This is a genomic window from Cryobacterium sp. Sr3, assembly GCF_004402835.1.
Taxonomy (GTDB): Bacteria; Actinomycetota; Actinomycetes; order Actinomycetales; family Microbacteriaceae; genus Cryobacterium; species Cryobacterium sandaracinum.
This window is the reverse complement of record NZ_SOFA01000033.1, coordinates 155190-167478: the sequence shown is the minus strand read 5'-3', so window position 1 is coordinate 167478 and position 12289 is coordinate 155190. Positions and strand designations below refer to the sequence as shown.

The following is a 12289-nucleotide window of genomic DNA, read 5'->3' as shown; positions in this document are numbered from 1 at the left end:
TTGTTGTTTAAATGTTTTCCAAAGGAATCTCTTCCGCGGTACCCCCTAGAAAGGAGCCCTACGACCGAGGTTTTTGGCATTTGACATTGTGCACGCTGTTGAGTTCTCAAGGATCGGACGCACTCGACTTCAAACCCCACAGGGGCTGTCGCTTCGAGGCAACCTGTAAAACGTACCCACCCGACTAATCTCTGTCAAATCACGGAAAGCAGCCGATTCCGAGTGCGCCAGAGCGACTCGAAATCATCTACATACGCGACCTGACGACCAGCCGAAGAGAGATATTATTTTGGTTTAAACCCGAACACTCCCTAGTCGGGAGGATATTCGAGAAGAAACTAAATCTTCGTCCCACTTGAGGCCGGGAAGCTCTGCGGCTTTCCGCACCTGTGGGGTGACTAGAGAGACATTACGGTGAATTTTGGGGGTGCGCAACTCCCTCCCGCATCCCGGGCGTGTCGGCTCCGGCGCCCTGGCGGAAGCCCCCAGGTGCGGGCCTCACGGCGGTCCGGCGCGTCTCAGCGTCCGGTCGAGACCGTGACGGTGAACTTGGCGTTCCGACCGACCTGGTGTGTCGGCCCGACCAATCGCGTCAGCGCGGGGCGATAACCGAGGTGGGTGTTCCACACACTCCACAGTTCACCACCGGGCTGCAACACTCGTCCGGCATCCTCGAACAGTTTCAGGGCTATGCCGGCATGGACCGACGAGCCGATGTGAAAGGGCGGGTTCAGCACAATCAGTTCGGCCGAGGCATCCGGTTGGCTCTGGAGCGCGTCATCCCGCACGACCGTGACCCGGTCGGCGAGCGCATTGGCCACCATGGTGGCCCGCGCGGAGGCGACGGCCGCGGCCGACTGGTCGGTGGCGGTCACCCGCAGGGCGGGACGGCGTCGGGCGAGGGTGGCGGCGAGCACCCCGGTGCCGCAGCCGAGGTCGATGGCGCTCCGAGCATCCGTTTTCATCCGATCAAGGAACTCAAGCAGGTAGCGCGTTCCGATATCGACGGTCGCGCCGGCAAACGCAGCCCCGTGGGCGCAGATCGTGAGTCCCAGGTCGGCGTGCTCCACAGAATTCGGCCAGGTGGACACCGTCGGCTGAGTTGCGGAGGCAGTCGGAGCCGCTGCCCTGAGTACCCGCGACTTTTGCCGGGCCGACGAGACCTGCAGCTCGCCGAAGTGCCGGCGGAGCACCGCGTTCATGGTCGGCGTCATGTGCTTGATGCGTCCGCCGGCGATCACCACCACATCCGGTGCCGCGAAACGACGGATGGCGTCGGCGAACTCATCGAGCGCCGTCAGACTGCGCGGCAGCTGGATCAGTACCACCCGCGCGTTCGTCAGCAGTTCTTCGCCCAGGATGAGGGAGCGGTAGGAATCGGCGAGTCCGGCGTCGGCCGCATTCAGGGTGAGGGCCAACTCCCCAGAGAGGACATCCTGGTGCACCCGGATTCCCCGGGCCCCGGCCAGTGCGGCCGCGCCCAGGGTGAGAGCGCCATAGCGGTCCTCGATCACCACGACCTCGCCGGATCCTGCCTCGGCCAGCACGCCGGCCGCCTCGTCGAGGATCAGGCGGTCGCTCGCATCCACGGCGAAGAGATTGTCCGCTTCCACGTCGGGGAAACGCCTCAGGCGGTCAAAGGAAAAATCAGGCATTGCCTCAGGCTAGCCCGCAGGTGCGGCTACTTCTCGTCGCCGATCGGGCGGGAACCCAGGGGGCGCCAGATCACGATCTGGTTGGACCGGCGCGTGCGCGTACCGGCCCGCATCGAGATGACCTCACCGGCCGAGCCGGCCGCGAAGACGCGGCGGCCCGGACGGTTGAGCAGTTCATCGGCCAGCGCAGACTCCAATTCGCGCAGCCGCGATTCGAGCGTGCGCACGTGGTCCTCGAGGTCAATGATGCGACGGATCCCTTCCAGGCTCACACCCTCGGCACCGAGCTCCGCGATCTCGCGGAGCTTGGCCACATCCCGCATCGAGTACCGGCGAGACCGACCGGGGGTGCGGTCGGGACTCACCAGCCCCAGGCGATCGTATTGGCGCAGCGTTTGCGGGTGCATGCCCGCAAGCTCGGCGGCCATCGAGATTACGAAAACCCGGGTGTTCTCGTCCACCGTCAGTCTCTCGCCTTCGCGAGGAGTTCGTCGCGCGGATTCTCCTTCGGCAGTGCTTCCGCGAAGGCCGCGAGTTTCTCTTCGGCGTCCTTCGACAGATGAGACGGAACGGCAACCTGAACCTCCGCCAGCAGGTCCCCGGTGCCCTTGGGCGTCACGACGCCACGCCCCTTGACGCGCAGCACGCGCCCGCTCGGGGTGCCCGGGGCGATGCGCAGTTTGACCGGCGCTCCGCCCAACGTCGGCACCTCGATAGTGGCGCCGAGCGCGGCCTCGACGAACGTGACCGGAACGGAGACCCGCAGGTTCAGCCCATCGCGTTCGAAGACCGGGTGCTTGCGCACGTTCACCGTGAGTACGATGTCGCCGGACTCGCCGCCGTCAGGGCTGTGCTGCCCCTGGCCGCGGAGCTTGATCTTCTGCCCGTCGGCCACCCCGGCCGGGATCTTCACCTTGATGGCGCGGCCATCCTGCGTTTGCAGGGTGATCTGGTCACCGTGCGTGGCCGTGATGAAGTCGACCGTTGTCGACGCGATCACGTCGCGGCCGCGAGTCGGCCCGCCGTAGCCGCGGAACCCGCCGCTCGAGGTGCCGAAACCGCCGCCACCCTGACCGCGGCCGAACATGCCGCCGAGGAGGTCGTCGAAACCGCCCTGCTCATAGGAGTAGCCGGGCTGTTGTTGCCGCGCGCCCCCACCGAACATGCCTCCGAAGACATCATCGAAGCCTCCGGCCTGCCCGCCACCGGGGCGCGGGGCGGTGAAGCGGGCCCCACCGCCCATCGCGCGCACAGCATCGTATTCCTTGCGTTGGGCAGGGTCACCGATCACCGAGTGTGCCTCGCTGATCTCCTTGAACGTCGCCTCGGCCGCAGGGTTGCCCGGATTGGAGTCCGGGTGATACGTGCGGGCGAGCTTGCGATAGGCCTTCTTCAGCTCGGCCGGGGTGACGTCCTTTGACACACCCAGGACCTTGTAAAAGTCCTTATCGAACCAGTCCTGGCTAGCCATCGCTCGGTACCTGCACGACGACCTTGGCCACGCGCAGGAGCGACGAGCCGAGGAAGTAGCCGGTCTCGATCACGTCACCGACGGTCTCCGACTCGATGCCCGCGGTGGGCAGCTGGAAGATCGCCTCGTGGATGGTCGGATCGAACGGTTCGCCGACCGTGCCGAAGGACTTCACGCCCAGGCGCTCGACGCTCCCCCGCAGTTTCGCGGCGATCGTGCTGAACGCCGAGTCTTCGACCAGGTCGCCGTGCTTCTCAGCGCGGTCGAGATCGTCGAGCACGGGAATCAGGCCCTTTACGACATCCACGGTGACGCGCTCACGCTCGACCTCGCGGTTGGCCTCGGTGCGGCGACGGTAGTTGGCGTACTCCGCGGTGACCCGCTTGAGGTCGGCGAGGTGCTCGCTCGTGGGCTCGTCGACTTCCCGCGTGGCGGCGTCCAGGATGTCTTGGACCGTCAGCTCGTCCTCTTCGATACCCTCGGCGGACGCCTCGTCGATGTCCTCGACACTCACACCTTCGGCTTCCGCCTCGGCGTCGGTCCCGGGGGCACCCTCAGTGGATGCCCCCTCGTCAAACGGCTCGTCGCCAGGACGCTTGTTGTCGTCTGCCATTACTTCTTGGCCTCGTCTTCGTCGTCGACGACCTCGGCGTCAACCACGTCTTCGTCGGAGCCGGCCGCGTCGGCGGTCGGCTCGGAGTCGGTTGGGGCACCGGCCGCGGCATCCGCCTGGCTGGTCTTGTAGATGGCCTCGCCGAGCTTGCCCTGGCTCTCGTTGAGCTTGTCGAAGGCCGTCTTCACGGCCGCATCGTCGTCGCCGACGAGAGCGGCCTTGAGGGCGTCGACGTCGGCCTGAACCTCGGACTTCACGTCCTCGGGCAGCTTCTCGTCGTTCTCCTTGATCAGCTTCTCGATCGAGTAAGCGAGCTGCTCCGCCGTGTTGCGGGTCTCGGCTGCCTCGCGACGGCGCTTGTCCTCGGCGGCGTGCTCTTCGCCCTCGCGCACCATGCGCTCGATGTCTTCCTTCGCGAGCGAAGATCCGCCCGTGATGGTCATCGACTGTTCCTTGCCGGTGCCCTTGTCTTTGGCAGACACGTGCACGATGCCGTTGGCGTCGAGATCGAAGGTAACCTCAACCTGCGGGATGCCGCGCGGAGCCGGCGCGATGCCGGTCAGCTCGAACGTACCGAGGTTCTTGTTGTCGCGGGTGAACTCGCGCTCGCCTTGGAAGACCTGGATCGCGACGGACGGCTGGTTGTCGTCGGCTGTGGTGAAGGTCTCGCTGCGCTTGGTCGGGATGGCCGTGTTGCGCTCGATCAGGCGCGTCATGATGCCGCCCTTGGTCTCGATGCCGAGGCTCAGCGGGGTGACGTCGATGAGCAGGACATCTTTGCGCTCACCCTTCAGCACGCCGGCCTGCAGTGCGGCGCCAACGGCGACGACCTCGTCCGGGTTGACGCCCTTGTTCGGGTCCTTGCCACCGGTCTCGGCCTTGACGAGCTCGTACACGGCGGGCATGCGGGTGGAGCCACCGACGAGAACGACGTGGGCGATATCTTCCACCTTGACCCCGGCTTCACGGATGACGTCCTGAAACGGCTTCTTCGTGCGGTCGAGCAGGTCTTCGGTCATCTTCTCGAACTGGGCGCGGGTGAGCGTCTCGTCGAGGTTGGCCGGGCCATTCTCGGTCAGGGAGAGGTACGGCAGCTGGATGCTCGTCGACATGCTGCTCGAGAGTTCCTTCTTGGCCTGCTCGGCGGCTTCCTTGAGGCGCTGCTTGGCGATCTTGTCCTTGGAGACGTCGACGCCGGTGGTTTCCTTGAACTTCTTGATCAGGTGATCGACGATGCGCTGATCCCAGTCGTCGCCGCCGAGGCGGTTGTCACCGGCAGTCGACCGCACCTGAATGGTGGAGAAGTCGTCGTCCTTGCCTACCTCGAGGAGGGAGACGTCGAAGGTTCCGCCGCCGAGGTCGAAGACCAGGATGAGCTCGTCTTCTTTGCCACGGTCGAGGCCGTAGGCGAGTGCGGCCGCGGTCGGCTCGTTGATAATACGCAGCACGTTAAGGCCGGAGATCTCGCCGGCCTCCTTGGTGGCCTGCCGCTCGGCATCATTGAAGTACGCGGGAACGGTGATGACGGCATCCGTCACCTTGTCGCCCAGGTACGCCTCGGCATCGCGCTTGAGCTTGGCCAGGATGCGGGCCGAAACTTCCTGCGGGGTGAACTTCTTGTCGTCGATGGCGACATTCCAGTCGGTGCCCATGTGGCGCTTGACCGACGCGATGGTGCGGTCGACGTTGGTGACGGCCTGGCGCTTGGCGGTCTCGCCGACCAGCACCTCGCCGTCTTTGGTGAAGGCGACGACGGACGGCGTGGTCCGGAAGCCTTCGGCGTTTGCGATGACGGTGGGTTCTCCACCTTCGAGGACGGCCACCACAGAGTTGGTGGTTCCGAGGTCGATGCCTACTGCACGGGCCATGTGTGCGTTCTCCTTTAAAGTATGTTCTCAGCTCGATTTCACAGAGTTGAGTGGTGCTGGCTCAAGTGTGCCAGTGTCCCAAATCGAAAGTCAAGCCACGCACCTGAGAGTTGAGCGTGAACGACTCAACTTTGAGATTTCGTGCAATCGATGGTCTCCGGCCACCCACATCCACTAGCCTCAGCGCATGACCGGGATCGCGGAGCAGGGCAGCACGGATGCCCGGGAGCTGCCAGACAAAACGAGCAGACGCCGCGTAGTGGCCTGGAGCTTCTGGGACTGGGGCTCTGCCGCGTTTAATGCGGTGGTCACCACCTTCGTCTTCACCGTCTACATCACGGGCAGCTCGTTCGGCGACAAAGACGTCATTTCCGCCCAGCTCGGTTGGGCCCTCGCCATCGCCGGCTTGCTGGTAGCGGTGCTGGCCCCGATCACCGGACAGCGCTCGGACACCTCCGGGCGGCGCAAGCTGTGGCTCGGCGTCAACACGTTCATCGTGGTGGGCCTCACCGCGGCGATGTTCTTCGTGGAGGCGTCACCGAGCTTCCTGCTGCTCGGCCTCGTTCTGGTGGCCGCCGGCAACGTCTTCTTCGAGTTCGCCAGCGTCAACTACAACGCCATGTTGTCCCAGGTCTCGACCGCGCGCACCATCGGCAGGGTCAGCGGTTTCGGTTGGGGCATGGGCTACATCGGCGGCATCGTGCTGCTGCTCATCGTGTACTTCGGTTTCATCAGCCCCGACGTGGGTCTGTTCGGGGTGACCAGCGAGAACGGCCTCTCGGTGCGGGTCACGATGCTCATCGCGGCCGCCTGGTTCGGCCTGTTCGCCCTGCCGGTGCTGTTCTCGGTTCCCGAATACCGTTCTCCCGTTGCGGTGCGCCGGCCCCGGGTGAGCTTCCTCCGTTCCTACGTCGTGCTCGGGCAGGACATCATTCGGCTCTGGAAGACCAGCCGCCAGACGGTGTACTTCCTGATCGCGAGCGCGATCTTCCGCGACGGCCTGGCCGGGGTTTTCACCTTCGGCGGGGTGCTCGCGGCATCCGTCTTCGGATTCTCACCCGGCGAGGTGATCATCTTCGCTATCGCCGCCAATGTCGTGGCGGGCGTGGCCACCATCATCGCCGGCGCGCTTGACGACCGGGTCGGCGCAAAGCCGATCATCGTGACCGCTCTGATCGGCCTGATCGTGTTCGGCAGCATCGTATTCCTGCTGCACGACGGCGGTCAGATCGTGTTCTGGACCGCCGGCCTCGCCTTGACGCTCTTCGTCGGGCCGGCCCAGTCGGCCAGCCGCACCTTCCTGGCACGCCTGATCCCGGCCGGCCGGGAGGGTGAGGTCTTCGGGCTCTACGCCACGACGGGCCGCGCGGTGAGCTTTCTGGCGCCGACCATGTTCGCCCTGACGGTGACGATCTTCGGCGAAACCTATTGGGGCATCCTCGGACTTATGTTGGTTTTGCTCGTGGGGCTGCTTCTCCTGCTTCCGGTGAAGGCCCGCCAGGACCAGATTGGCTAACGGATGCGGGTGGCCTCGTTGTGCTCGACCAGCACCCAGGTGGAACCCTCGTCGTTGGAGACCCAGCCCTCCCAGGCGTAGGCGTCAGGTGTGATCGAGACGAAGTTCCAGCGGATCGGGCGGCCGTCGGTGCCCGTGCCGTCCTGGCGCAGGCCGTTGCGGTGGGGGGTCGCCACGAGGTGGCAGTACTCGCCGGATGCCGGGGCGAAATAGCTGACCCGCCACACGCCGGCGTAGGAATCATAGACTCGCACGGCCGTGGCGACGGTCTCGAAGCCGGTCGGGTGCGAGTCGCTCACGACGACCTCGACGTCTTGCACCGCACGCCCGTCGAGCACGAAGTCGACGATCCAGGTGAATTCGCGCCCGGTCCATTCGCCGGTCGTCTCGTCGAGGCGGGACCCGGTGGCGGCCCAGGCGCCGACCAGCTGGCCGAAGCGGCGCATCCGCCCCGGGTAGTCGGGTGTCGGTCCCGGCGCGACGAGCGCCTCGGCAAAGCTGGGCACGGATGTGGTCATGGGCCGATTTTACCGGGCGCGTGTTGCATGCGTGTGAACCGGGCTACTCGGCTCCGGTGGTCGATCCCATCGAGGCCTCCCGCACATCCGTGCAGTGGAAGTTCTGGAACGACCGCGACGCGGTCGGCCCGCGCTGGCCCTGGTAGCGGGAGCTGTATTCGCTTGAGCCGTAGGGACGTTCGGCGGGCGAACTCAGCCGGAAGAAGCAGAGCTGACCGATCTTCATGCCGGGCCACAGCTTGATCGGCAGGGTGGCGACGTTGCTCAACTCGAGCGTCACGTGGCCGGTGAAACCGGGATCGATGAAGCCGGCGGTCGAGTGGGTGAGCAGGCCGAGCCGGCCGAGCGAGCTCTTGCCCTCCAGCCGCGCGGCGACGTCGTCGGGCAGGGTGACCTTCTCGTAGGTGGACCCGAGCACGAACTCACCGGGGTGCAGGATGAACGGTTCTCCCGCGGCGGTCTCGATCAACCGGGTCAGATCGGGCTGGTCTTCGGCCGGATCGATATAGGGGTACTTGTGGTTGTCGAAGAGGCGGAAGAAGCCGTCGAGTCGCACGTCGATACTCGACGGCTGGATCATGTCGGCCTGGTACGGCTCCAGACGGATTCGTTCCGCGTTGATTTCAGCCTTGATTTCGCGATCCGAGAGCAGCACGGTTCCAGCCTAACGGCGCGGACTTGATATGCTGGCACGGTTCCGTTCCGGGCTTGCCTGCGCGACGGACATGCGGATGTAGTTCAATGGTAGAACTTCAGCTTCCCAAGCTGATAGCGCGGGTTCGATTCCCGTCATCCGCTCACTTGTCATATTTCCCGGTCCTGTGATGCGGCTCGGTGATGCGGCTCTGTGCTGCCCCACGTCGGCGGCCTCCGGTATCGTCGAGACTATGACCGACCCGACACTGCGTATGCCGAACACCGTGCTGCGGGTGGTGCTCGACCTCGGCGTGCTGCCCCTGGACATCCCCCCGCTGCCCCCGCGTTTCCGGCACCCGGAATTCGACGCGGACTGGGACGACGAGGAGCAGGTCGCCGGCATCTTCCTCGGCTTCGACGACGGAGAGTTCCACCTGGACATCCTGGAAGAAGGAGTCGAGTACCACTTCCACAACGCGGACGGGTCTTCGAGCGATGACAGTCCGTGGCCGGCCGCCGACACCCAGGCCCTCGTCGACTGGGCGACCGGCTTCGTGCTGCACGTTGCACCGCGCCTCCCGGATCTGCTGGAAGACTCGGATGAGGCCGCCGAATGGCACCATGTGGGGCTGCCGGTGTACTCCCGCGATTACGGGCCGGTCCCGCTCGAAATCATCGACGTGGAGTTGGAGGGCGAGCAGCTGATGCTCCCCTGGCTCGGGTCCGGCCACATCGCCGACGATCACCTCGACGGATCTGACCACCCGATCGCGCTCCTCTGGAATCCGGAGCACGAAGATCCGGATATCCCGATCGCACGGGTGTGGCTGAACCCGAAGACCGGGGAACCGACAGCGCGCGCGGAAGCAGGGGTGGACTGGTCGGCCGTGGGGCTCACCAAAGCGGAAGTCCTGTCATGGGCGGAGAGCCTGTACCTGAACAATCACGTGATCGGCGATCCGGCCCAGATGATCATGCGAGCCGCACTGGAACGCATGGCAGGGCTCGACCGCTAGCTGAGTGAGTCCCAACCCGTTGGGTTGCATGACTCCCGATAGCTCCGATCCGACAGCCCCCGTGGACTTTGTTTCTCAGCGGCGGAGCGCCGGGTCCGTCGCCGCACCAATTCGACGGAGATTCTCGTATATGGGACCATTTTTTCGGGTTTCCGGGCCGTTTCGGGCAAAAACTCGGTCGAATTCGTTCGGGCCGGCGTTGCCGGCAGCGAGCGCGCCCTCGCCGCGGCGAAAACGCGCGACGAACCCGCTGCGATCGCGGATGCCACGGACGCCCTCACCCTCGCAAAAACCCGGCTCGATTCGGTGCTCGCGGCTCGCGACACCACGGCCGAGACATCCGCCCTGCGGTCCGCCGAACAGCAGGCGACGAGCGCGCGTGACGCGCTCGCCACGGCGAACGAGGCCACCATGACCTATCTGCCGGCATGCGAAATCCTGTACCTGCCGGGTCTCCCCCGCCGGGTCGACGAGGTCACCGTATCCCGCGGCACCTCGATCACGGGCTCCGTGATGCGCGTCTCCGGTGCCACGATCCAGATCAACGCCTCCGCCTCGGCGAGCGATGCCAAACTCATGAAGGTCGGCAACGCCGCCGTGCTCTCGATGCAGGACGATTCCGAGCACGGCGCCACCGTGACATCCGTCGCCGTGGCCGAGGCTAAAGAGGGAACGGATGCGGCGAGCGGACGCTTCACCATCCTGCTCACGCTCGACGACCTCACACCCGGGCAGCTCCAGAGCATCCAGGGCAGCAACCTGCGGGTCACCATCCCGGTCAGCTCCACCGACGGGGAGGTGCTCGCTGTGCCGTTGGCCGCGCTTACCGCCGGCCCGGGCGGGGAATCCCGGGTCGAGGTGTCGACCGGATACGGAAAAAAGACCGTGCTGGTCGAGGTGAGCGCCGGGCTCGCGGCTGACGGTTACGTCGAGGTGCAGGCGGTCGACGGTTCCCTCGAGGAAGGGGACCTCGTCGTGGCCGGGCGATGAGCCGACCGGCCGTCGTGGAGCTCATCGACGTCACCCGCTCCTTCCCCGGCCCGCCCGAGGTCCAGGCGCTCACATCAATCAACCTGCGGGTAGAGAAGCAGGACTACCTCTCGATCGTCGGGCCGAGCGGGTCGGGCAAGTCGACCATGCTCAACATCCTCGGCCTGCTCGACCGACCGAGCGTCGGCGAGTACTACCTCGACGGAGCGCTCACGGGTCTGGCCGACGAGGCGGAACGCGCGGCGCTGCGGGGCGGCAAGATCGGCTTCGTGTTCCAGGCCTTCCACCTCATGCCGCACCGCTCGGTGTGCGACAATGTGCTGCTGGCCACGATCTACAGCAAAGTTCCGCGCGCCGACCGCGAATGACGGGCCCGCGCCGCCCTGCACCGGGTGCACCTGGACCACCGGATCGACTTCCTGCCCGGCACTCTCTTCGGCGGCGAGCGCCAGCGGGTCGCGGTCGCGCGGGCCGTGGTGGCCTCGCCCCAGCTGCCGTTGGCCGACGAGCCGACCGGCAACCTCGACGCCTCCACCTCCAGGGAGGTCATGGACCTGTTAGAGGAGCTGAACGCCGGCGGCCTCACGCTCATCGTCATCACCCACGACCGGGCCGTGGCGGATCGCGCCGGGCGCACCATCAGCATCACCGACGGCCGCGTGAGCGAAACAACATGAAATTGCGGATGCCGAACCGCCGTCGAGCGACCAGCGCTCCGGCCCCGGTAAGCGACGGTGACCGCGGGGCCGCGCCGGCCATCACCCGCGCCGACCGGTTCTCGGTGCAGGACCTCATCGTCGAGGCGGGCTATGGCATCGGGGCGCGCCCCACCCGCCTGATCATGACCACGCTCGGGACCACGATCAGAATCGCCTCCCTGGTGGTGACAATCGGATTCGCCCAGACGGCAGCCGGCCAGATCGCCCGCCAATTCGACGCGGTCGCGGCCACCCAGGTCGTGATCGAGCCGGGGAGCACCGACGGGATGAACGGCTCGGAGCGCGCGACCGGGCGACTGCCTTGGGATGCCCCGGACCGGGTCAGCCGCCTGGCCGGGGTGGAGCTGGCCGGCCTCGTCAGCGAGGTGCCCCTCGATGCCGTGACCATTACCGCGGTGCCGGTAAACGACCCGTCGGAACCGGCAACCCTGGGCCCATCGCTGATGGCCACCTTCCCCGGACTGCTCGACGCGGTTCGCGGCAACATCGTGACCGGCCGGTACTTCGACACCGGCCACGATGCCAGGGCCGATCGGGTGGCGGTGCTCGGTTCGCGCGCGGCTGATCGCCTGGGCATCAACCGCGTCGACAGCCAGCCCTCCATCTTCATCGGCGACTCCTCATATACCGTGATCGGCATCATCGATGGGATGGAGCGACGCTCCGACCTGCTCGACGCGGTGGTCGTGCCGATGGGCACCGCGCGCGCCGACTTCGGCCTGACCGGCCCGGATGAACTGCAGATCCGGATCGCTCTCGGCGCCGGCAAAGTGGTCGCGGAACAGGCTCCGCTCGCCCTGGACCCCAACGCTGCGCAGAACTTCGAGGTACAGGCCCCGTCGGCTAGGTCCGCCCTGCGCGAGAACGTGCAGGCCGACGTGAACGTCATCTCCCTGATTCTCGGCGTGCTCGCACTCGTCGCGGGCGGACTGGGGATCGCGAACGTCACTCTGCTGTCGGTGATGGAAAGGGTGGGCGAGATCGGGCTGCGCCGGGCCTTGGGCGCCACCAAGCGCAACATCTCGAGCCAGTTCATGGTCGAATCCGTGGTCATCGGCCTACTCGGCGGCCTGATCGGAGCCGCACTCGGGGTCTTCGCGGTGGTGATCATGTCGCCTATTCAGCAGTGGGCGCCGGTCGTCGACCCCTGGCTCGCAGCCGGGTCGGCGCTGCTCGGGGCCGTCGTCGGCCTTGCCACCGGGGTCTACCCCGCCCTGAAGGCGTCGAATATCGAGCCGATCGTCGCCCTGCGCGGGGGCAACTGACGCACCCTGTCGGCCCCGCCTC

The 12289-nt window shown here is 66.2% G+C and carries 11 protein-coding genes, 1 tRNA gene and 1 pseudogene; 6 read left to right on the top strand and 7 right to left on the bottom strand.

All coding sequences use genetic code 11. From position 1 onward, the window contains the following. Positions 1-518: 518 nt before the first annotated feature. The 5 genes from E3N94_RS09845 to dnaK are packed head-to-tail and all read right to left on the bottom strand — an operon-like array spanning position 519 to position 5607. Positions 519-1655 carry a methyltransferase gene (locus E3N94_RS09845; RefSeq protein WP_104099723.1) on the bottom strand — a complete coding sequence of 379 codons (1137 nt, stop codon included), beginning with the start codon at positions 1653-1655 and terminating at the stop codon, positions 519-521. A gap of 26 nt (positions 1656-1681) precedes the next feature. Then, a complete protein-coding gene (locus E3N94_RS09840; protein ID WP_104099724.1) occupies positions 1682-2116 on the bottom strand; it encodes a MerR family transcriptional regulator in 435 nt (144 codons plus the stop codon). Positions 2117-2118: 2 nt separating this feature from the next. Further along, positions 2119-3126, bottom strand: a complete 1008-nt coding sequence (locus tag E3N94_RS09835) for a DnaJ C-terminal domain-containing protein (protein WP_104099725.1) — start codon at positions 3124-3126, stop codon at positions 2119-2121. Further along, positions 3119-3739 (bottom strand): nucleotide exchange factor GrpE, encoded by a 621-nt coding sequence (locus E3N94_RS09830; RefSeq protein ID WP_104099726.1) that lies wholly within the window; start codon positions 3737-3739, stop codon positions 3119-3121. Before E3N94_RS09830 ends, E3N94_RS09835 begins: the two co-directional genes overlap by 8 nt. After that, positions 3739-5607 carry a molecular chaperone DnaK gene (gene dnaK, locus E3N94_RS09825; protein ID WP_104099727.1) on the bottom strand — a complete coding sequence of 623 codons (1869 nt, stop codon included), beginning with the start codon at positions 5605-5607 and terminating at the stop codon, positions 3739-3741. Before dnaK ends, E3N94_RS09830 begins: the two co-directional genes overlap by 1 nt. Before the next feature lie 187 nt (positions 5608-5794). On the opposite strand from dnaK, the gene E3N94_RS09820 reads away from it, so the two are divergent. After that, the gene (locus E3N94_RS09820; protein ID WP_134342699.1) at positions 5795-7123 is read left to right on the top strand and encodes an MFS transporter; all 1329 of its coding nucleotides are present in this window, start codon (positions 5795-5797) and stop codon (positions 7121-7123) included. Here E3N94_RS09820 and E3N94_RS09815 read toward each other — a convergent pair. Together E3N94_RS09815 and dcd are read right to left on the bottom strand one after the other, a co-directional pair. Beyond that, positions 7120-7641, bottom strand: coding sequence for a hypothetical protein (locus E3N94_RS09815; protein ID WP_104169249.1), 522 nt, complete (start codon positions 7639-7641; stop codon positions 7120-7122). The genes E3N94_RS09820 and E3N94_RS09815 overlap by 4 nt on opposite strands. A 43-nt stretch (positions 7642-7684) precedes the next feature. Then, complete coding sequence (gene dcd / locus E3N94_RS09810) at positions 7685-8296, bottom strand: dCTP deaminase (RefSeq protein ID WP_104099730.1); 612 nt, start codon at positions 8294-8296, stop codon at positions 7685-7687. Between the two features lie 72 nt (positions 8297-8368). Between dcd and E3N94_RS09805 the strand changes: the two genes are divergently transcribed. The 5 genes and pseudogenes from E3N94_RS09805 to E3N94_RS09785 all read left to right on the top strand — a co-directional run bounded on the left by E3N94_RS09805 (position 8369) and on the right by E3N94_RS09785 (position 12267). Continuing rightward, a tRNA-Gly gene (locus E3N94_RS09805) sits at positions 8369-8439 on the top strand. 89 nt (positions 8440-8528) lie between these two features. Then, on the top strand, positions 8529-9293 hold the full coding sequence (locus E3N94_RS09800) for a hypothetical protein (RefSeq protein WP_134342701.1): 765 nt from the start codon (positions 8529-8531) through the stop codon (positions 9291-9293). Positions 9294-9599: 306 nt separating this feature from the next. Next, positions 9600-10283 (top strand): hypothetical protein, encoded by a 684-nt coding sequence (locus tag E3N94_RS09795; RefSeq protein ID WP_134420790.1) that lies wholly within the window; start codon positions 9600-9602, stop codon positions 10281-10283. After that, positions 10280-10960 (top strand): annotated as a pseudogene (locus tag E3N94_RS09790) (ATP-binding cassette domain-containing protein). Before E3N94_RS09795 ends, E3N94_RS09790 begins: the two are co-directional and overlap by 4 nt. Then, positions 10957-12267 carry an ABC transporter permease gene (locus tag E3N94_RS09785; protein WP_134420792.1) on the top strand — a complete coding sequence of 437 codons (1311 nt, stop codon included), beginning with the start codon at positions 10957-10959 and terminating at the stop codon, positions 12265-12267. The pseudogene E3N94_RS09790 and the gene E3N94_RS09785 overlap by 4 nt, the downstream one beginning before the upstream one ends. The last annotated feature ends 22 nt before the right edge of the window (positions 12268-12289 follow it).